This is a genomic window from Azospirillum agricola (assembly GCF_017876095.1).
In the GTDB taxonomy this organism is placed as follows: domain Bacteria; phylum Pseudomonadota; class Alphaproteobacteria; order Azospirillales; family Azospirillaceae; genus Azospirillum; species Azospirillum agricola.
The window spans coordinates 91,950-110,706 of record NZ_JAGINM010000008.1 but is presented as its reverse complement, the minus strand read 5'-3'; the positions used below and the strand labels follow the sequence as shown (position 1 = coordinate 110,706).

The 18,757-nt window shown below is 71.9% G+C and carries 17 protein-coding genes; 11 read left to right on the top strand and 6 right to left on the bottom strand.

Annotated elements, in window-relative coordinates:
• Window positions 1-14: 14 nt before the first annotated feature.
• The 4 genes from ubiV to J2847_RS13830 all read right to left on the bottom strand — a co-directional run bounded on the left by ubiV (window position 15) and on the right by J2847_RS13830 (window position 3,334).
• Window positions 15-938 (bottom strand): ubiquinone anaerobic biosynthesis protein UbiV, encoded by a 924-nt coding sequence (gene ubiV / locus J2847_RS13845; protein WP_209779525.1) that lies wholly within the window; start codon window positions 936-938, stop codon window positions 15-17.
• Between the two features lie 15 nt (window positions 939-953).
• Window positions 954-1,940 carry a ubiquinone anaerobic biosynthesis protein UbiU gene (ubiU, locus tag J2847_RS13840; RefSeq protein WP_209779524.1) on the bottom strand — a complete coding sequence of 329 codons (987 nt, stop codon included), beginning with the start codon at window positions 1,938-1,940 and terminating at the stop codon, window positions 954-956.
• A 4-nt stretch (window positions 1,941-1,944) separates the two neighbouring features.
• Window positions 1,945-2,622, bottom strand: coding sequence for a ubiquinone anaerobic biosynthesis accessory factor UbiT (gene ubiT / locus J2847_RS13835; protein ID WP_233474509.1), 678 nt, complete (start codon window positions 2,620-2,622; stop codon window positions 1,945-1,947).
• A 163-nt stretch (window positions 2,623-2,785) separates the two neighbouring features.
• A complete protein-coding gene (locus J2847_RS13830; protein WP_233474508.1) occupies window positions 2,786-3,334 on the bottom strand; it encodes a DUF2249 domain-containing protein in 549 nt (182 codons plus the stop codon).
• Window positions 3,335-3,507: 173 nt separating this feature from the next.
• Here J2847_RS13830 and J2847_RS13825 point away from each other — a divergent pair, with 173 nt between their 5' ends.
• Window positions 3,508-4,230 (top strand): Crp/Fnr family transcriptional regulator, encoded by a 723-nt coding sequence (locus J2847_RS13825; RefSeq protein ID WP_209779523.1) that lies wholly within the window; start codon window positions 3,508-3,510, stop codon window positions 4,228-4,230.
• Between the two features lie 9 nt (window positions 4,231-4,239).
• Here the strand turns inward: J2847_RS13825 and J2847_RS13820 are convergent, their stop codons facing one another.
• Entirely contained in the window at window positions 4,240-5,235 is a 996-nt protein-coding gene (locus J2847_RS13820; protein WP_209779522.1) for a 3-hydroxyacyl-CoA dehydrogenase family protein, read from the bottom strand.
• A 325-nt stretch (window positions 5,236-5,560) separates the two neighbouring features.
• On the opposite strand from J2847_RS13820, the gene J2847_RS13815 reads away from it, so the two are divergent.
• The 10 genes from J2847_RS13815 (at window position 5,561) to J2847_RS13770 (ending at window position 14,865) form a co-directional block, all read left to right on the top strand.
• The gene (locus tag J2847_RS13815) at window positions 5,561-6,295 is read left to right on the top strand and encodes an SDR family NAD(P)-dependent oxidoreductase (protein ID WP_209779521.1); all 735 of its coding nucleotides are present in this window, start codon (window positions 5,561-5,563) and stop codon (window positions 6,293-6,295) included.
• A gap of 24 nt (window positions 6,296-6,319) precedes the next feature.
• The gene (locus tag J2847_RS13810; RefSeq protein ID WP_209779520.1) at window positions 6,320-7,180 is read left to right on the top strand and encodes a branched-chain amino acid ABC transporter permease; all 861 of its coding nucleotides are present in this window, start codon (window positions 6,320-6,322) and stop codon (window positions 7,178-7,180) included.
• A complete protein-coding gene (locus J2847_RS13805; protein ID WP_209779519.1) occupies window positions 7,177-8,190 on the top strand; it encodes a branched-chain amino acid ABC transporter permease in 1,014 nt (337 codons plus the stop codon). The genes J2847_RS13810 and J2847_RS13805 overlap by 4 nt, the downstream gene beginning before the upstream one ends.
• A complete protein-coding gene (locus J2847_RS13800; RefSeq protein WP_209779518.1) occupies window positions 8,187-8,897 on the top strand; it encodes an ABC transporter ATP-binding protein in 711 nt (236 codons plus the stop codon). Before J2847_RS13805 ends, J2847_RS13800 begins: the two co-directional genes overlap by 4 nt.
• Window positions 8,894-9,592 carry an ABC transporter ATP-binding protein gene (locus tag J2847_RS13795; protein ID WP_209779517.1) on the top strand — a complete coding sequence of 233 codons (699 nt, stop codon included), beginning with the start codon at window positions 8,894-8,896 and terminating at the stop codon, window positions 9,590-9,592. Before J2847_RS13800 ends, J2847_RS13795 begins: the two co-directional genes overlap by 4 nt.
• A gap of 106 nt (window positions 9,593-9,698) precedes the next feature.
• Window positions 9,699-10,910, top strand: a complete 1,212-nt coding sequence (locus tag J2847_RS13790; RefSeq protein ID WP_209779516.1) for an ABC transporter substrate-binding protein — start codon at window positions 9,699-9,701, stop codon at window positions 10,908-10,910.
• Between the two features lie 35 nt (window positions 10,911-10,945).
• On the top strand, window positions 10,946-11,728 hold the full coding sequence (locus J2847_RS13785) for an SDR family NAD(P)-dependent oxidoreductase (RefSeq protein ID WP_209779515.1): 783 nt from the start codon (window positions 10,946-10,948) through the stop codon (window positions 11,726-11,728).
• Between the two features lie 32 nt (window positions 11,729-11,760).
• Complete coding sequence (locus J2847_RS13780) at window positions 11,761-12,951, top strand: 3-hydroxybenzoate 6-monooxygenase (protein ID WP_209779514.1); 1,191 nt, start codon at window positions 11,761-11,763, stop codon at window positions 12,949-12,951.
• A 33-nt stretch (window positions 12,952-12,984) separates the two neighbouring features.
• Window positions 12,985-14,043: a gentisate 1,2-dioxygenase gene (gene gtdA, locus J2847_RS13775; protein ID WP_209779513.1), complete on the top strand. Its 1,059-nt coding sequence runs from the start codon at window positions 12,985-12,987 to the stop codon at window positions 14,041-14,043.
• A gap of 111 nt (window positions 14,044-14,154) precedes the next feature.
• Window positions 14,155-14,865 carry a fumarylacetoacetate hydrolase family protein gene (locus tag J2847_RS13770; protein WP_209779512.1) on the top strand — a complete coding sequence of 237 codons (711 nt, stop codon included), beginning with the start codon at window positions 14,155-14,157 and terminating at the stop codon, window positions 14,863-14,865.
• Window positions 14,866-14,886: 21 nt separating this feature from the next.
• On the opposite strand, the gene putA is transcribed toward J2847_RS13770, so the two are convergent.
• Window positions 14,887-18,663, bottom strand: coding sequence for a trifunctional transcriptional regulator/proline dehydrogenase/L-glutamate gamma-semialdehyde dehydrogenase (gene putA, locus J2847_RS13765; protein WP_209779511.1), 3,777 nt, complete (start codon window positions 18,661-18,663; stop codon window positions 14,887-14,889).
• Window positions 18,664-18,757 lie beyond the last annotated feature (94 nt).

Below are 18,757 nucleotides of genomic sequence, written 5' to 3'. Positions count from 1 at the left end.
GGGGGACGGACCGGTCAAACCGCCGCCCCCGTGACATAGGACGCGCCGACCGTGTCGTGGAAGAAGCCGTTCGCCACCGGGGCGTCGACCAGCGCGCGGATCTCCGCCGCCGCGTCGGCGCCGTCGCGCTGCCCGTCGAGGACGCCGCGGAACGCGTCGATCACCCGCACCATGTCGGTGTCGTGCGGCGACAGCCGGAAGCGGCCGACGCCCATCGCCGCCAGCCGCTCCAGCTCCGCCGTCAGGCACAGATAGCCGTGCGAGAGCGTCTGCGTGCCGTTGACGGTCAGGAAGGACTGACCGTCCAGCGTCTCGACGGCCAGCCCGTTCGAATCGTTGCCGCAGACGAACTGGCAGCCGTCCTTGTGCAGCCCGTGCGCCCGCGCGTGGTAGCAGCGGGCCGAGATGGCGAGCGGGGCGCGGCCGAACACCTGCACCTCGACCTCGACCCCCAGCTCCCGCCCGGCCCCGGCCAGCGCCGCCACCGAGGCCGCCGGCAGTTCGGCCGGCAGCGACACCGACACCGCGCCCCGCCCGGCCAGCCACGCCAAGGTCGCCTCGTTGTAGAGGTTGATGAAGGGGCCGACCGCGTGGCGCCGGCCGTCGAGCAGAGCCAGCGCCCCCATGTCGTTGGCCTCGACCGTCAGCGGCGCGTCGGCCACGAGGTCGCGCATCGCCGCGCGCTCGCGGTCGCCGCCGACCAGGATCGGGCTGGCGAGCCAGACCTCCTTGCCGGCGGCCAGCAGCCGGGCGACGGACTCCTCCAGCGCGTCGGCGATGAAAGGCGCCCGCTTGAAGCAGACGATCTCGCCGAGGATGACGGTGTCGACCGCCGCCTCGTCGGCGATGCGGGCGTAGAAGTCGCGCCAGCGCTCGGCCGGCCAGTTGAACAGCACCGGGCCCAGGGTCAGGTGGGGGGAAGCGGCGGGAGACGTCATGATGCGGATCCTCTCTCAGCGCCACGCGCGCGTGTAGGCGCCGGTGGTCTGGGCGCCGCCCTCGACCATCGCGTCGAGGTCCGGCCTCGGCACCGGCCGGCCGGCCGCGAAGGCGTCGAGCGCCGCGCGGTAGGCGCCGACGACGGCGGCGATGTAGGCCTTGCTGCGCTGCCGGCCCTCGATCTTCAGGGCGCGCACCCCGGCCTTCTTCAGATCCGGCAGCAGTTCCATCGCGTTGAGGCTGGTCGGTTCCTCGAACAGGTAGCCGGCGCCGCCGCCGGCGACGAAGCGGCCCTTGCACAGGGTCGGGTAGCCGGCCGGCTCGCCCTCCGCGAAGAGGTTGATGGTGAAGTCGCCGAGCCGCGAGGCCAGCGCGCCGTCGCGCGGCTCGTAACGGACATGGCTGGCCGGCGAGCAGACGCCCTGCTTGTTGGGCGACAGCCCGGTCGCGTAGGAGGACAGCGAGCAGCGCCCCTCCGCCATCGGACAGAGCCCGCCGAAGACGAAGACCTCGGTCTCGACGTCGGTCTCGGCGTTCAGCCGGGCGATCTCCGGCACGGTCAGCACGCGCGGCAGCACGACGCGGCGGACGCCGAAGGCGTCGCGGTAGAGCCGGATCGCCTCGGCGTTGGCCGCCGACGCCTGCACCGACAGATGCAGCCGCAACTCCGGATGATGCCGCGCCGCGTGGTCGAGCAGCCCGAGGTCGGCGAGGATGACCGCGTCGGCCCCCAGCCGCGCCGCGTCGTCGACGGCGCGCCGCCAGGGCTCGGGGTTGCCGGCCTGCGGGTAGGTGTTGATGGCGACATAGACCTCGACCTTGCGCGCGTGGGCGTAGGCCAGCCCGGCGGCGAGGTCGTCGCGCGAAAAGTTCAGTCCGGGGAAGTTCCGCGCGTTGGTCGCGTCGCGGAAGCCGAGATAGACGGCGTCGGCCCCAGAATCCACGGCGGCCCGCAGCGCGGCCGGGTTGCCGGCCGGGCAGATCAGTTCGAAGCTGTCCATGGCCTCACGCCCCCCCGAGCCGGCCGGAGAGCCGGCCGGAGAGCCGCCGTTCCAGCGCGGCCAGCCCGCGCTCCAGCGGTTCCGGCAGGGCACGATGCACGCCGTCCATCAGGCCGAGCAGCCGTCCGGCCGCCCGGCGCGCCGGTGGCAACGCGCGGCCCAGCGGCCCCGCCATGCCGGCGGCGGCGGCGAACAGGTCGATCTCCTCGCCGTCCAGCGTGTTGCGCAGGGCCAGGATCAGGGCGGTGTCGCCCTCGATGACCAGCTCGCGGCGGAAGAACAGCGCGTCGCCGTCGATCCGTCCCTCGAACAGGTCGAGCAGCCGGGCGCAGGGGCTGCGCACCGCCGCCTCGGCCGGTTCGTTCCGTTCGCAGAGGCGGAGCGACAGGCTCGGCCCGACCCGCAGCATCAGCGCGGCGGGCGCGTCCTGCGGGTCGATCAGCAGCCGCGCCTCCGGCAGCTCGGCCAGCGCCGCGAAGGCGCGCGGGTGGCGCTCCGCGAGGCTCCGCATCAGCCGGTCGAACAGGACGCCCTCGGCCTCCCGGCCCAGCCGGTTCCCTCCCAGCCGGTGGGCGAGGCCCAACCCCAGCCGGGTCATTCCCGCCTCGATCCGGCGGAGGCGGTCCTCCGCCACTTGGCCGTCCATTGACCGGCCATCCGTCGTGAAGGTGGGATCATTCATGCGCCGTTCCTCCCGCTGCCGCGTGGGGAGGACGTTCGCCCTCCCTGTTGGCGGCAACTTGAGCGGCCCGGCGCGAGCGTGGCCTTGACGGTCGTCAAGCGGCGCCCGTCGAAGGGCGGCTATCAAGGCGCCATCACGACCACGGCGATGGTCCGCCGCACGCTCAGCCGCCGCACATGCCGCCGCAGCAGGAGCCGTTGCGGCGGGCGACCAGCCGCTCGAAGGGAATGCGCCATTGGCCGGCCGGCGGCACGACGCCCCGCATCAGGTCGATCACCGTCTCCGGCGACATCGCCGGCGGACAGTCGGTCACGTCGCACACCAGCGCCCCGCCGGCCGCCGGCCCGATCTGCGCGTCCGCAGCGGCGAGCGTCACCCCGCCGTCCTGGGCGATGCGCAGACGGAAGGCGGCGGGCGGCACGGGCTGCAAGGGACGGCTGATGCGGACGCGCCACACCGCCGGACCGCGCTCCAGATACTCCCAGGCGATGGCCTCGCCGAACAGCGTCTCGAGCTGGCGGTGCAGCGGGCGCGGGTCGTGGTCGTTCACCAGGGAGAAGCCGGCGCCGGGGGCCAGCGCCTGCACGCGCTGGAAGATCAGCGGGTGGCGCTCGTAGGGCGGGATGGACTGAACGTCGACGACCGGCTCGTCGGCGACGGAAGACGCGTCGACGGTGGACATGGCAACGGAGGACGGGAGGGTGCTGTGCATGATGGTCCGGGGTCCCATGCGATGGAGGGGGCGTTGAACCCGCGATCCATAGCGGTCCGCAGGGCGGCGAACGTTGTCGCCGCGCAAACTCCGCGACGGTCCGGCGCTTGGCGGTTGCGCGGCGGGCGGCGGGCCGACAGGATGGCGGGACGCCCACGGGGGACGCCGGTCCGATGACACACGCGCTCGATCCCGCCGCCCTGCGCGGCCTGCGGCTGTTCGCCGGGCTGGACGAGCCGGCGCTCGCCGACGTGGCGGCGGGCGCGCAGAGCCGGCGCGTGGCGCGTGGATCCCGCGTCTTCGCCCAGGGCGACCCGGCCGACGCCTGCCACGCGCTGATCGACGGGCGGATCAAGATCGTCCAGACCGGCCCCGACGGGCAGCAGATCGTCGTCCGCTTCATCGGCCCCGGCGAGATGTTCGGGACGGTTCCCATGTTCACCGGCGGCGGTTATCCCGGCGACGCGGTGGCGATGGCCGACTGCGTGGCCCTCCTGTGGCCGGCCCCGGCGATGACCGCCCTGATGCTGCGCCATCCCCGGATCGGGCTGAACGCGCTGGGCATCGTCGGCGGGCGGTTGCAGGAGATCCAGAACCGGCTGCGCGAGGTGTCGACCGAGCGCGTCGAGCGCCGCATCGCCCACGCGCTGCTGCGCCTCGTCCGGCAGGCCGGACGGCGGATCGAGGGCGGGGTGGAGATCGCCTTCCCGCTGTCGCGCCAGGATGTCGCCGAGATGACCGGCACCACGCTGCACACGGTCAGCCGCATCCTGAGCGGCTGGGAGGGCCAGGGCATCATCGAGAGCGGCCGTCTCCAGGTGACGATCCGCAAGCCCAGCGCGCTGCTCGCCATCGCCGAGGATCTGCCGCAGGCGGAGGAGAACGGCGAAACCTGACGCACACTCTCAGCCGGCCCCGCCCTCCCCGCCCCGCCCCGGCGCGAGCGGACCCGGCGCCAACGGCCCCGGCGCGCGCAGCACCGCCAGCAGGGCCTCGTTGCGCATGCGCAGCAGCGCCTCGCGCCCGCCGACCGACTCCTCCAGCGCCTCGGCCCCGGCGACCAGCCTGCGCTTGCTGGCCTCGTCGAAGACCGGGGTGCCGAGATCGTCCCACCAGGAGCGGATCGGCGCGTCGAACACGTCGAGAAAGCGTCCCAGCCCGCCCGCGCCGCCGCCGAGATGGTAGGACAGCCCCTGCCCCAGCACCGCCCAGCGCGGCCCCGGCCCGGCGGCGATGGCGCGGTCGATGTCGTCGAGGTCGCACACCCCCTGCTCCACCAGATAGACCGCCTCGCGCCACAGCGCCGCCACCAGCCGCGTCGCCAGATGGCCGGCGATCTCGCGGCGCAGCACCACCGGCACCTTGCCGACCGCGCGGTAGACGGCCTCGGCCGCCGCCACCGCGTCGGGCGCGGTCAACCGTCCCGGCACGATCTCGACCAGCGGCAGCAGGTGCGGCGGGTTGAAGGGGTGGCCGATCAGGATGCGCTCCGGATGGCGTGCCCCCTCCTGGAGGTCGCTCGGCATCAGGCCCGACGTGCTGGAGGCGATCAGGGTCTCCGGCCCCACCACCGCCTCGATCGACGCGTAGATTCCGCGCTTGGCGGCCAGCGATTCCGGCCCGTTCTCCTGCACCAGATCGACGCCGGCCAACGCGCCCCAGTCGCCGCCGGCGGCGGTCAGCCCGTCCCAATGGTCGCGCGGGTCGCCGGCGCCGAGCGCCGCCAGATCGCCGGCCACCGCCTCGATGGAGAGGCGCAGGCGCGCCATCGCCTGCGGGTCGGGATCGACCACCGTCACCCGCCGGCCGGTGGCGAGGAACAGCGCGGCCCAGCTCGCCCCGATGGTGCCGGCCCCGACGACGCCGACCGACGCGGCCTCCCGGCTGAACGCGCGCTGCATGGGGGATCTCCTGTCGTGTTGGGGATGCGTCGATCCTAAACGCCGCAGGGTCGATCCGCCGCATTGACAATTCGCGTTGCCGATCTTCGAAAAAGCTGATTGACAGTACACATACTGACAGATAGCTTTTTGACAGCGTACTTACAAAACAAGCCGACAAGGCACGGCGGCCGAAAGGCGGCCGGGAACGGCGCAACAGAGACAAGCGGACGGACGAAAAGGAAGAACGGGGCCGTTTCCCCGAGCGCGCCGGCACGGCCGGACGCCGGTGGTCCGCACCCGTCCCGCGTCCGGATCCCGCCAAAAAACGGAGAGAGGGAGGGACATGACCACTCCATTCGATTTGACCGGCAAGCGCGTCCTTATCACTGGTGCTGCCGGCGGCATCGGTTCGGCCACGGCACGGGCCTGCGCCCGGCTGGGCGCCGAACTGGTGCTGACCGACATCCGCGACTGCTCCGCCCTGGCCGAGGAGCTGACGGCCGGCGGCGCCAAGGCCGCCGCCCACGCCTGCGACGTCCGCGACCGCGCCGCCATCGACGCGCTGGCCGAAACGGTCGGCGGCGTCGACGGGCTGGTGCTGAACGCCGGGGCCATCGCCTTCGACGATTGGGATTCGCTGGAGTGGGAGGATTCCTTCCACGAGATCATCCACGTCAACCTGCTGGCGCCGATGCAGTTCGCCCGCGCCTTCCTGCCGGGCATGCGGACGCGCGGCGGCGCGCGGATCGTGCTGGTCGGCTCGGTCGCCGGCTGGACCGGCGGCACCATGTCGACGACGGGCGCGCATTACGTCGTCTCCAAGGGCGGCGTCCACGCCTTCACCCGCTGGCTGGCGCGCCGCGCCGCGCCCGACGTCGGCGTCAACGCGGTCGCCCCCAGCGCCACGGCGACGGCGATGATCGCCGGCCAGCCGGCCCCGGCGGTGGCGGCGCAGCTGGTGCCGCGCGTCGCCTCGCCGGACGAGATCGCCTGGCCGATCGCCTTCCTCTGTTCGCCCGCCGCCTCCTTCCTCAGCGGGGTGGTGCTCGACATCAACGGCGGCGCGTACCTGCGCTGACCGGCATCGAAGGGATCCCCCAAGATGGCGAACGCATTGCTGATCCAGATTCTCAACGGCCTCGTCTACGGGGGCCTGCTCTTCATCGTGTCGGTCGGGCTGGTGCTGATCTTCGGGCTGCGGCGGGTGGTCAACTTCGCCCATGGCAGCCTGTTCATGATCGGCGCCTATGTCGGCTTCAGCATCGCCACCGTCGCCGGATTCTGGGCCGGGCTGGTCGGGGCGGCCGTGGTGCTGGCGGTGGCCGGCGCCCTGCTCGACGTGACGGTGTTCCGGCCGCTGCGCCGCCAGGATCCGATCACCACCGTGCTGGTCACCTTCGGGCTGCTGCTGATCCTGGAGGATCTCGCCCACACCGTCTGGGGCAAGGAGACCCGTTCCCTGCCGCTGCCGGAGATGCTGTCGGGCAGCGTCGACATCCTGGGCGAGCCCTTCCCGGCCTACCGGCTGCTGGTGATCGCGGTCGCGGCGGCGGTCGGCATCGGGCTGGCGCTGTGGCTGCGCTTCAGCCGGGTCGGGCTGTTCGTCCGCGCCTCCAGCGTCGATCCGGTGACGACGGCGGTGCAGGGCGTCAACACCGACCGGGTCAGCGCGCTGGTCGTCGCCGTCGGCACCGCGCTGGCCGGCCTGTCGGGCACCATCGCCGCCCCGCTGCTGGCGCTGTCGCCGTCGATGGGCGGGTCGATCCTGATCGAATCCTTCATCGTCGTCGTGGTCGGCGGCCTCGGCAGCTTCTCCGGCGCGCTGATCGCGGCGCTCGCCATCGGCCAGATCCACAATCTCGGCATCATCTACGTCCCCTGGGCGGCGACGATGATCCCCTTCCTCCTGATGGTCGCGGTCCTGGTGTGGCGGCCGACCGGTTTCGCAGGGAGCCACGTATGAGCCGCGCGACCATGAACCTCGCCCCCACCCGCGTCGCGGCGCCACGGCTGTCGCACCTGTCCTGGCTCCTGCTCGCCGTGGCCTTGGCCGCCGGCTTCGGTTTGCCGGGCGTGGTCGCCTCGGTGCTGGTGCTGACGCTGCTGACGCAGGCGGTGATCGGCGGGATGCTGGCGGTCGGCGTCGGCTTCCTGATGCGGCAGAACGGCGTCGTCAGCTTCGGCCACGCCGCCTGGTACGGGGTGTCGGCCTATTGCCTGGGGCTGCTGCTGCGCCACGAGGTGGTGCCGGCGGAACTGGCGCTGCTGCTGGCGCTCGGCGTGCCGACGCTGATGGCCTTCCTGCTCGGGCTGGTCATCGTGCGGGTTCCGGGCGTCGCCTTCTCGATGCTGACGCTGGCGGTCGGGCAGGCCTTCCACGAATTCTCGATGAAGGCGCAGGGGCTGACCAACGGCGACGACGGCTTCGCCATCCCGCTGCCCGACAGCCTGTTCGGCCTGCCGATCTCGGTCGTGCAGCAGCCGGAGACGATGTTCGTCCTGTGCTGGAGCCTGCTGGCGCTGGTGATCTTCGGCCTCTACGTCACCGTGCGCAGCCCCTTCGGCCGGCTGACCGAGGCGATCCGCGAGAACGAGGAGCGCGCCCGCTTCATCGGCTACAAGACCGTGCTGCCGCGCGCCGCGACCTACGCCATCTCGGCCTTCGTGGCGGCGCTCGCCGGGCTTCTCTTCGCGCTCTACAACGGCTTCGTCTCGCCCGAGGTGCTGCATTGGAGCCTGTCCGGCTCGGCGCTGATCATGGCGGTCATCGGCGGCTCGCGGCTGCTGTGGGGGCCGGCGCTGGGGGCGGTGATCTTCTTCTTCCTCAAGGATCTGGCCGGGAACCTGACCGAGCATTGGCCGGCGATGATCGGCGTCACCGTGATCGTGGTGACGGTGCTGATGCCGGCCGGCATCGCCGGCACGCTGGCCGAACTCTTCGGACGCCTGCGCAAGGCGGGAGGTGGAGCATGAACGGCGCCTACGCCATCGAGGGGACCGCGCTGACCCGGCCCTATGGCGGCTTCTTCGCGGTGAACAAGGTCGACATCGCGGTGCCGCACGGCGAGATCCGCGGCCTGATCGGCCCGAACGGGGCCGGCAAATCGACGCTGATCGACGTGCTGTCGGGCCGCGCCGCCGTCTGGTCGGGGCAGGTCAGGATGGACGGCCGCGACATCGGCGCGCTCGGCGCGCAGGAGCGCCGCCGCCAGGGCATGGCCCGCTCCTTCCAGAAGACCAACATCTTCCCCGAGCTGTCGGTGCGCGAGCAGCTCGACATCGCCGCCCGCAAGGCCGAGAAGCCGAACGTCGAGGAGGTGATGGACGAGCTGGGCCTCGGCAGCCTCGGCCAGGCGCGGGCGCGCGACATCGCCTATGGCGAGCAGCGGCGGCTCGATCTGGCGCTGGCGCTGATCGGGCGGCCGCGCGTGCTGCTGCTCGACGAGCCGGCGGCGGGTCTGTCGATGCGGGAATCGCTGGGGCTCGCCACTTTGCTGCGCGATCTGGCGCAGCGCTGGAAGGTCACGGTGCTGCTGGTCGAGCACGACATGGAGGTCGTCTTCTCCATCTGCGACCGCATCACCGTCCTGCAACTGGGCCGCGTCCTGGCCGAGGGCACGCCGGACGAGATCCGGCGCTCGCCCGAGGTCGTCACCGCCTATCTCGGGAGCGCGGCATGAGCGAACTTCTGGCCTTCCGCGACGTCGTCGCCGGCTATGGCGGCGCCCGCATCCTGCACAACCTCGACGTCCGGGTCGAGGCGGGGGAACGGGTCGCCGTGCTGGGCCGCAACGGCGTCGGCAAGACGACCATCGTCAACGCCTTCCTCGGCATCGCCCGGCGCATGCAGGGGGAGATCCGCTTGGCCGGCAAGGCGGTCGGCGACATCCGCCACTTCACCGCGGCGCGCGCCGGCATCTCGGTGGTGCCGCAGGGGCGCTGCATCATCCCCAACCTGACGGTGCGCGAGAACCTGATCCTCGGCGCCGCCGTCCGCCGCAAGGGCGCCTGGACCATCGAGAAGGTCTTCGCGATGTTCCCGATCCTGGAGGAGCGGGCCGACACGCCGGGCACCGCGCTGTCGGGCGGGCAGCAGCAGATGCTGGCGATCGGCCGCGCCCTGATGGCCAACCCGCACCTGCTGGTGCTCGACGAGCCGAGCGAGGGGCTGGCCCCGGTGATCGTGGATGAACTCGCCGAAAACCTGCGCCACGTCGCGGCCGGCGGCACCAGCCTGCTGATCATCGAGCAGAACTACAGCCTCGTCCGCCGGGTGGCCGAACGCTACTACGTGCTGTCCAAGGGCGAGGTGGCGGAACAGGGCGCCATGAGCGGCCTGACCAAGGAAAGCCTGAAGAAGCACATCGCGGTGTAGCTCTCCTTCCCCGTCTCTCCCGCGTTCTTCCCCCTCTCCCCGGGGGGGAGAGGGGGAAGAACGCGGGAGAGACGGGGCATCAACGAACAAAACCATGGAGGAAACGATGACCAGGACGAACAGCCTCAAGCTCCGCGCCCTCGGCGCCGCCAGCGCGCTGGCCCTCTCCTTCACCCTTCCCGCTCTCGCCCAGGCACAGGAGGTGCTGAAGATCGGCGTGCCGACCGCCATGTCCGGCACCTACGCCGACCTCGGCAACCAGGCCAAGCGCGCCATCGAGTTCGCCATCGCCGAGGCCAACGCCAAGGGCGGCGTCGCCGGCCACAAGGTCGAGGCCAAGATCCTCGACACCGAGGCCAAGCCCGACCTCGCCCGCAAGCAGTCCGAGCGGCTGGCGCTGGAGGGCTACAAGGTGCTGACCGGCGTCATCGCGTCGGGCGAGGCGCTGGCCATCGCGCCGATGCTCGACCGCTGGGACGCGCTCTACGTCGCCACCGTCACCAAGAGCGACAAGATCACCGGTGATTCCTGCGTCCGCCGCGCCTTCCGCGTCAACCACCAGGACGCGCAGGACGCGGCGGTGGTCAAGCCCTGGCTGGCCGGGCGCAAGGAACAGAAATGGGCGATCATCGGCATGGACGGCGCCTGGGGCCGCGGCTCGGGCGCCGGCTTCAAGGAGGCCGCCACCGCGCACGGCAAGACGGTCGTCGCCGAACTCTACCCGCCGCTCGGCGCCACCGACTACGCCGCCTACATCCAGCAGATCAAGGCGTCGGGCGCCGAGGGGCTGTGGGTGGCGCTGGCCGGGCGCGACGCCGTCAGCTTCGCCACCCAGGCGCACCAGTTCGGCCTGCTCGCCAACGTCTTCACCGCCGGGGTCAGCTTCGTCACCGACAACACGGTGCAGGCGATGGGCGAGACCGCCAAGGGCATCCACGGCATCATCAACTACAGCTCGACCCTCGACACGCCGGAGAACAAGAGCTTCGCCGCCGCCTGGGCCAAGCACTACAACGGCGACCAGCCGTCGAACTTCGAGGGCGAGACCTACCTCGGCATGCAGGTGATCTTCCAGGCGGTCGAGAAGGCCAAGAGCGTCAAGCCGATCGACATCGCCCGCGCGATGAGCGGCGGCAGCTTCGAGACCATCCTCGGCAAGCTCGCCTTCCGGCCGGAGGACAACCAGCTGATCCTGCCCAACTACTTCGGCCACGTCGCCGAGGCGGACGGCAAGCTGCGCCCGGTGGTGACGATGTCCTTCCCGGCCGAGCAGGCGACCCCGGCCCCGACGGGCGCCTGCAAGCTCCAGAAGCTCTGATCCCCTCCCCATCCCCCACCGACAGGAGCCGGCGCATGTCCGCTCAGGCCTTTCTGGAACGCCGCTTCGGGCTCGGCGGCTCCGTCTTCCTCGTGACCGGCGGGGCCGGCGGCATCGGCTTCGCCGCCGCCCGTGCCGCCGCCGAGGCCGGCGCCCGCGTCGCCATAAACGACCTCGACGCCGACCGCGCCGAACAGGCCGCCGCCACCCTGCGCGACGAGGGGCTGGAGGCGATGGCCGTGCCCTTCAGCGTCACCGACACGCAAGCCGTGCGGGCCGGCGTCGCCGCCATCCTCGACCGCTGGGGCCGAATCGACAGCCTGTTCAGCAACGCCGGCAACCAGAACCGCAAGCCGTTCCTGGATTACCGGCCGGAGGAATGGGCCTCGCTGTGGCGGACCCACGTCGACGGCGCCTTCAACCTCTGCCAGGCGGTGCTGCCGTCGATGGTGGAGCGGCGCAGCGGGCGCATCGTGCTGATGTCGTCGGTCTCGGCCTTCGGGTCGCGCGGCACCATCAGCGCCTACGCCACCGCCAAGGGCGGGCTCGCCGCCATGACGCGGGCGCTGGCGGTCGAATACGGGCCGCAGGGCATCGCCTGCAACGCCATCGCCCCCGGCTTCGTCGCCACCGGCTTCACCACGGCGATGCAGGAGAACGAGGCGTTCCAGCGCTACATCGAGAGCGACGTGCCGGCCCGCCGCTGGGGGACGCCGGAGGACATCGCCGGGGTGGCGGTCTTCCTGGCCGGGCCGGCCAGCGGCTTCATCAACGGGCAGGTCATCCCGGTGGACGGCGGGCTGCTCGCCACCCTGTGACCGACCGATTTGCCAAAAGGAACACCCAATCCATGCCTGACCGTCCCATCCTGATCGCCGGAGGCGGCATCGGCGGTTTGGCCGCCGCGCTGGGGCTGGCCCGCAAGGGCTTCCGCTCGATCGTGCTCGAACAGGCCCCCGAGCTGGGGGAGATCGGCGCCGGCATCCAGATCGGCCCGAACGCCTTCCATGCCTTCGATTACCTCGGCGTCGGCGACGCCGCGCGGGCCAAGGCCGTCTACATCGACCATCTGGTGCTGATGGACGCCATCCGCGACGAGCGCGTCGCCGCCATCCCGCTCGACGAGCCGTTCCGCCAGCGCTTCAAGAATCCCTACGCCGTCGTCCACCGCGCCGACCTGCACATGGTGCTGCTCGACGCCTGCCGGGCCAGCGACCTCATCGAGCTGCGCACCAGCGCGTCGGTGGAGCGCTACGAGCAGGACGGCCTGACCGTCACCGTCACGCTCGGCAACGGCGAGCGGCTGACCGGCTCCGCCCTGATCGGCGCCGACGGGCTGCGGTCGAAGGTGCGGGCGCAGGTGGTCGGCGACGCGCAGCCGCGCGTGTCCGGCCACACCACCTTCCGCTCGGTCATCCCGACCGAACAGATGCCCGAGGATCTGCGCTGGAACGCGGCGACGCTGTGGGCCGGGCCGAAATGCCACATCGTCCATTACCCGCTGAAGGGCGGCAAGGTCTTCAACCTCGTCGTGACCTGCCACAACGACGCCGCCGAGGCGGTGGCCGGCGTGCCGGTGACCAAGGACGTGGTCTACAAGGGCTTCGAGCACATCGCCGACCGCCCGAAACAGATCATCGAGCGCGGCGAGAACTGGAAGCTGTGGGTGCTGTGCGACCGCGACCCGACGCCCAACTGGATCGACGGCCGCGTCGTGCTGCTCGGCGACGCCGCGCACCCGATGCTGCAATATCTCGCGCAGGGCGCCTGCATGGCGCTGGAGGACGCGGTCAACCTCTCCCACCACATGGCCGAGGCCGGCGGCAATCTTGAGACCGCCTTCCCCGCCTACAACCGCGACCGCTTCGCCCGCACCGGCCGGGTCCAGCTCAATTCCCGCCTGATGGGCGAATACGTCTACCACCCGGCCGGCGGACAGGCTGCCCTGCGCAACGCCATCCTCGGCCACTCGACCCGCGAGCAGCATTACGACCGCGTGGCGTGGCTCTACGGCGTGACCGGCCTCGGCGCCGCCGTCTGACACGCGGCCGTCTGACAGAAAGGATCGAATCCCATGTCCATCTCCGGACCGCCCGCCGACACGCCGGAGCGGCAGGCCTATTACGACAAGATCAGCAAGCGCAACCTGAACCCGCTGTGGTCGGTGATGAGCGCCATCATCACCCGCGAGCCGCGCAGCGCCTGCGTCCCCCATCTGTGGAACTTCGCCGAGATGAAGGAGCTGCTGCTGGAGGCGGGCTCCCTCATCACCGCCAAGGAGGCCGAGCGCCGCGTGCTGATGCTGGAGAATCCGGGCATGCCCGGCCAGAACCGCATCACCACCTCGCTCTACGCCGGGCTTCAGTTGGTGTTGCCGGGCGAGGTCGCGCCGGCCCACCGCCACAGCCAGTCGGCGGTGCGCTTCGTGCTCGACGGGGCCGGCGCCCACACGGCGGTGGACGGCGAGCGCACGATCATGCAGGTCGGCGATTTCGTCATCACGCCGCCGCGCGCCTGGCACGACCACGGCAACCACAGCGACGAGCCGATGATCTGGCTCGACGGGCTCGACATCCCGACCGTGTCCTTCTACGACGCGTCCTTCGCCGAATCCTACCCGGAGGACGAGCAGCCGGTGACCCGCCCGGTCGGCCATTCGCTGGCCCGCTTCGGCGCCAACATGCTGCCGGTCGATTACGAGCCGGCCGAGCACGCCTATCCGATCTTCAGCTACCCCTACGCCCGCACCCGCGAGGCGCTGGAGGCGATGCGCCGCCAGCAGGAGTGGGATCCCTGCCACGGGCTGAAGATGCGCTTCGTCAACCCGGTGGACGGCGGCTCGCCGATGCCGACCATGTCGGCCTTCATGCAGCTTCTGCCGAAGGATTTCCAGACCAGCGCCTACCGCAGCACCGACGCCACCATCTTCGCGGTGGTCGAGGGGCGCGGCACCACGACCATCGACGGCCAGCCCTTCGCCTGGGGGCCGAAGGACGTCTTCGTCGCGCCGAGCTGGAAATGGGTGACGCACCACGCCGACGAGGATTCGGTGATCTTCAGCTACTCCGACCGGGTGGCCCAGCAGAAGCTCGGCCTGTGGCGGGAGGACCGGGGGAACCGGGTGCGGGAGTGACCTTCTCCACCCCTACCGTCTTCCCTCTCTCCCCCCGGGGAGAGGGGACGGAGACCGGAAGCGGTGGGCGCCACCCCCAAAAAAACCATGTCAGAACCAAGGAACCGCATCATGCCGAGCTGGGTCTTCCCGCCATCCCCCACCGTCGCCGTGCCCGTCGCTGGCAGCGACGCCGCCTTCCCCGTGCGCCGGGTGTTCTGCGTCGGGCGCAACTACGCCGCCCACGCGCGCGAGATGGGGCGCGATCCCGACCGCGAGGCGCCCTTCTTCTTCACCAAGCCGGCCGACGCCGTCATCCCCGACGGCAGCGCCGTCCCCTACCCGCCGGAGACCGCCAACTTCCAGTACGAGATCGAGCTGGTCGTCGCCATCGGCAAGGACGGAACCGACATCCCGGCCGAGCGCGCGCTCGACCATGTCTTCGGCTACGCCGTCGGCAACGACCTGACCCGCCGCGACCTCCAGTTGGAGGCGCGCGACAAGGGCCGCCCGTGGGACTGGGGCAAGGCGTTCGACAACTCGGCCGTGATCGGCCCGATCCGCCCCGTCAGCGAGATCGGCCATCCGGAGAAGGGCCGCGTCTGGCTGGCGGTCAACGGCGCGGTCAAGCAGGACCAGGACATCGCCGACCTGATCTGGAGCGTGCCGGAGATCATCGCCATCCTGTCGCGCTCGATGACCATCCGGGCCGGCGACCTGATCTACACCGGCACCCCGGCGGGCGTCGGCCCGATCGTTCCCGGCGACCGGGTGACCGGCGGCGTCGACGGAATCGGCGGCCACGCGATCACCATAACCGATCCGCGCGCCGCCGACCTGTAGGCCGCCGGCATCCGACCGGCCTCAGCTCACCGCCACCAGGCTGGCGTTGCCGCCGGCCGCCGTGGTGTTGACGCTGACCGAGCGCTCGTTCAGCAGCCACGCGATCTCGATCGCCTCGCGGCCGCTGGTCAACCCCTCGCTCGACAGGCCCTGGGTCAGGACCAGCGGGCCGGGAAGCTCGGCGATGCGGCGGTTGATGGCGGTCAGCCGCTCGGCGTCGCCCTCCACCAGCGCGCCGGCCAGCGCGCCGCCCGACAGCCAGTCCGGCGTCACGCGGACACGGGCGGCGAGGTCGGCCGGCAGCGAGCCGAGACGGCCGACGAGATGGGCCGGCGCATCGACCAGCGCGTCGTTGCCGGTGGCGAACACCGCGCCCAGCATCAGCAGCAAGCCCTGCTCGGTCTGCGGCAGCAGCAGGATCCGGCCGCGCCGGTGCAGGCTGTAGAGGTTGCGCTCGCCGACCGGGCCGGCCAGCTCGGCGCAGCCGCCCAGCGGCGACCGGTCGGTCAGCGCGCGGCACCAGGCCGCCTCGGCGGTCCGGCCCTGCCCCTTCAGCCAGTCGGCGAAGGCGCGGCCGGACACCCGGTCGCCGTCGGAGCCGCGCAGGTCGGTCCCGCCGACGTCCGACGACAGCGGCGGACGCCGGCTGAGCAGCCGCGTCATGTAGAGCGGCCCGCCGGCCTTCGGCCCGGTGCCCGACAGGCCGTGGCCGCCGAAGGGCTGCACGCCGACCACGGCGCCGATGGTGTTGCGGTTGACGTAGAGGTTGCCGGCCTCGACGCGGCCGGTCACGCGCTCGATGGTGGCGTCGATGCGGGTGTGCAGGCCGAAGGTCAGCCCGTAGCCGGTGCCGTTGATGGCGTCGACCAGCCCGTCGAGATCGTCGCGGCGGTAGCGCAGGACGTGCAGCACCGGGCCGAACACCTCGCGCTCCAGATCGGCGATGCCGTCGATCTCGATGATCGTCGGCGCCACGAAGGTGCCGTGGGCGGTCTCCGGCGGCAGGGCCAGCGAATCGACCCGGCGGCCCTTGGCGCGCATCGCCTCGATGTGGCGGTCGATGCCGGCGCGCGCCTCCTCGGTGATGACCGGGCCGACGTCGGTGGCCAGACGGTCGGGGTTGCCGATGCGCAGCTCGTGCAGCGCCCCCTTCAGCATGGTCAGCGTGCGGTCGGCGACATCCTCCTGGAGACACAGGACGCGCAGCGCCGAGCAGCGCTGGCCGGCGCTGTCGAAGGCGGACGCGATGACGTCGCCCACCACCTGCTCGGCCAGCGCCGAGCTGTCGACGATCATGGCGTTCTGGCCGCCGGTCTCGGCGATCAGCGGGATCGGCGCGCCATCCGGCGACAGCCGGTCGGCGAGCTGGCGCTGGATCAGCCGCGCCACCTCGGTCGAGCCGGTGAACATCACCGCCCGCGTCGCCGCGTCGCCGACCAGCGCCGCGCCGACCGCGCCGGCGCCGGGCAGCAGCTGCACCGCCGCCGCCGGCACGCCGGCCTCGCGCAGGATGCGGACCGCCTCGGCGGCGACCAGCGGGGTCTCCTCGGCCGGCTTGGCCAGCACCGGGTTGCCGGCGGCGAGCGCCGCCGCGACCTGACCGGTGAAGATGGCGAGCGGGAAGTTCCACGGGCTGATGCAGACCACCGGCCCCAGCGGGACGTGGGTGCCGTTGGCGAAGCGGTCGCGGGCCTGGGCGCCGTAGTAGCGCAGGAAGTCGATGGCCTCGCGCACCTCGGCGATGGCGTTGGACGCCGACTTGCCGGCCTCGCGGATGATCAGGCCGAGCAGGGTCGGCAGCCGCGCCTGCATGGCGTCGGCGGCGCGGAACAGGCAGGCGGCGCGCTCGGCCGGCGCGGTGGCGGCCCAGGCGGCGGCCCCGGCCTCGGCGAAGCGGACGGCCTCGGCGACGATGTCCGGCGTGGCGTCGGTGGCGTGACCGACGACGTCGCGCCGGTCGGCCGGGTTCAGCACCGGCTGTGTCCGGCCCGACCGCTCGCCGTCGGCCAGCAGCGGGGCGGCCGTCCAGTTCCGCCGGGCGCTGTCGCGCAGCGCCTCGGACAGGGCGAGCAGCGCGTGCTCGTTGGCGAGGTCGAGGCCGGCCGAGTTGGGCCGCTCGGCCCCGAACAGATCCTTGGGCAGCGCGATCAGCGGATTCGGCGCGCCGACCGGCAGGGTGGCGCGGGCGATCTCCACCGGGTCGGCGACGAGGCTGTCGATCGACACGCTCTTGTCGGCGATGCGGTTGACGAAGGAGCTGTTGGCCCCGTTCTCCAGCAGGCGGCGGACCAGATAGGCCAGCAGCGTCTCGTGCGTGCCGACCGGGGCGTAGACGCGGCAGGGCCGCTTCAGCGGGCCGACCACCTCCTTGTAGAGCGGCTCGCCCATGCCGTGCAGGCACTGGAACTCGTACTTGCCGACCTGGAAGTCGTCGCCGGCCATGCTGTGAATGGTGGCGAGCGTCTGGGCGTTGTGGGTGGCGAACTGCGGGAACACCGCGTCGGGGGCGGCCAGCAGCTTGCGCGCGCAGGCGACGTAGGAGACGTCGGTGTGGAGCTTGCGGGTGTAGACCGGGAAATCCTCCAGCCCGTCGACCTGGGCGCGCTTGATCTCCGAATCCCAGTAGGCGCCCTTGACCAGCCGGATCATCAGCCGGTGGCCGCTGCGCCGGGCGAGGTCGACCACGAAGTCGATCACGTAGGGACAGCGCTTGCCGTAGGCCTGGATGACGAAGCCGATGCCGTCCCAACCCGCCAGATCGCGGTCGAAGCACAGCGCTTCCAGCAGGTCGAGCGACAGCTCCAGCCGGTCGGACTCCTCGGCGTCGATGTTCAGGCCGATGTCGTAGCCGCGCGCCAGCTTGGCCAGCGCGGTCACGCGCGGCAGCAGCTCGGCCATCACGCGGTCGGCCTGGGCACGGCTGTAGCGCGGGTGCAGGGCCGACAGCTTGATCGAGATGCCCGGCCCGTCATGGATGCCGCGCCCGGCCGAGGCCTTGCCGATGGCGTGGATCGCCGTTTCATAATCAGCGAAGTAGCGGTCGGCGTCGGCCGCCGTGGTCGCCGCCTCTCCCAGCATGTCGTAGGAGTAGCGGAAGCCCTCGGCCTCCATCTTGCGGCTGTTGGCCAGCGCCTCGTCGATGGTCTGGCCGGTGACGAACTGCTCGCCCATCATCCGCATGGCGAAATCGACGCCGCGGCGGATCAGCGGCTCGCCGCCGCGCAGGATCAGCCGGGTCAGCGCCGAGGACAGCGCCCGCTCGCTGAGCGCCCCGCCGCCCAGGACACCCGCCAGGGCGTTGTTGCCGAGCACGCCCGTCACCTTGCCGGTGACAAGCAGGCCCCAGGTCGCGGCGTTGACGAACAGCGACGGGCTGTTGCCGAGATGCGCACGCCAGTCGCCGCCGGCGATCTTGTCGCGGATCAGCGCGTCGCGGGTGGCGCGGTCGGGGATGCGCAGCAGCGCCTCCGCCAAGCACATCAGAGCGACGCCCTCCTGGCTGGACAGGCTGTATTCGTGGATCAGCCCCTCGACCCCACGCCCCTGCGGCTTGGCGCGCAGGGCGGCGATCAGCGTGCGCGCCGTCGCCTCGGCGGCGGTCGTCACCGAGGCCGGCAGGGTCGCCTGCCCGACCAGCCACGCCACGCACTCCGGCTCCGGCCGGCGGTAGGCGGCGGTGATCGCCTGCCGCAGATCCGTCGGCGGACGGACCGGCGTGGCGAAGGCCGAAAAGGGGCCGGCGCCCGTCCGGTTGGCCGTTTCAACGGTGGTGGCGGTCGAAGCGCTCGGGCCGATCATGGGATCCGTCCTGTGGTTCATCGGGGGTTGGGGCTCTGTTCGGTCGGCCCGAGCGATCCGGGCGCTGGGTGAAAGGGTCGTGGTCGAACGTCCG

What these genes read in the sequence shown, in the direction of transcription:
- J2847_RS13795 (WP_209779517.1), top strand. Translation starts at nt 8,894, where the DNA reads ATGAGCGAACTTCTGGCCTTCCGCGACGTCGTCGCCGGCTATGGCGGC.
- J2847_RS13820 (WP_209779522.1), bottom strand. Translation starts at nt 5,235, where the DNA reads ATGCAGCGCGCGTTCAGCCGGGAGGCCGCGTCGGTCGGCGTCGTCGGG.
- J2847_RS13790 (WP_209779516.1), top strand. Translation starts at nt 9,699, where the DNA reads ATGACCAGGACGAACAGCCTCAAGCTCCGCGCCCTCGGCGCCGCCAGC.
- J2847_RS13770 (WP_209779512.1), top strand. Translation starts at nt 14,155, where the DNA reads ATGCCGAGCTGGGTCTTCCCGCCATCCCCCACCGTCGCCGTGCCCGTC.
- gtdA (WP_209779513.1), top strand. Translation starts at nt 12,985, where the DNA reads ATGTCCATCTCCGGACCGCCCGCCGACACGCCGGAGCGGCAGGCCTAT.
- ubiV (WP_209779525.1), bottom strand. Translation starts at nt 938, where the DNA reads ATGACGTCTCCCGCCGCTTCCCCCCACCTGACCCTGGGCCCGGTGCTG.
- J2847_RS13785 (WP_209779515.1), top strand. Translation starts at nt 10,946, where the DNA reads ATGTCCGCTCAGGCCTTTCTGGAACGCCGCTTCGGGCTCGGCGGCTCC.
- J2847_RS13780 (WP_209779514.1), top strand. Translation starts at nt 11,761, where the DNA reads ATGCCTGACCGTCCCATCCTGATCGCCGGAGGCGGCATCGGCGGTTTG.
- ubiT (WP_233474509.1), bottom strand. Translation starts at nt 2,622, where the DNA reads ATGAATGATCCCACCTTCACGACGGATGGCCGGTCAATGGACGGCCAA.
- J2847_RS13830 (WP_233474508.1), bottom strand. Translation starts at nt 3,334, where the DNA reads ATGCACAGCACCCTCCCGTCCTCCGTTGCCATGTCCACCGTCGACGCG.
- ubiU (WP_209779524.1), bottom strand. Translation starts at nt 1,940, where the DNA reads ATGGACAGCTTCGAACTGATCTGCCCGGCCGGCAACCCGGCCGCGCTG.
- J2847_RS13810 (WP_209779520.1), top strand. Translation starts at nt 6,320, where the DNA reads ATGGCGAACGCATTGCTGATCCAGATTCTCAACGGCCTCGTCTACGGG.
- J2847_RS13805 (WP_209779519.1), top strand. Translation starts at nt 7,177, where the DNA reads ATGAGCCGCGCGACCATGAACCTCGCCCCCACCCGCGTCGCGGCGCCA.
- J2847_RS13825 (WP_209779523.1), top strand. Translation starts at nt 3,508, where the DNA reads ATGACACACGCGCTCGATCCCGCCGCCCTGCGCGGCCTGCGGCTGTTC.
- J2847_RS13815 (WP_209779521.1), top strand. Translation starts at nt 5,561, where the DNA reads ATGACCACTCCATTCGATTTGACCGGCAAGCGCGTCCTTATCACTGGT.
- J2847_RS13800 (WP_209779518.1), top strand. Translation starts at nt 8,187, where the DNA reads ATGAACGGCGCCTACGCCATCGAGGGGACCGCGCTGACCCGGCCCTAT.
- putA (WP_209779511.1), bottom strand. Translation starts at nt 18,663, where the DNA reads ATGATCGGCCCGAGCGCTTCGACCGCCACCACCGTTGAAACGGCCAAC.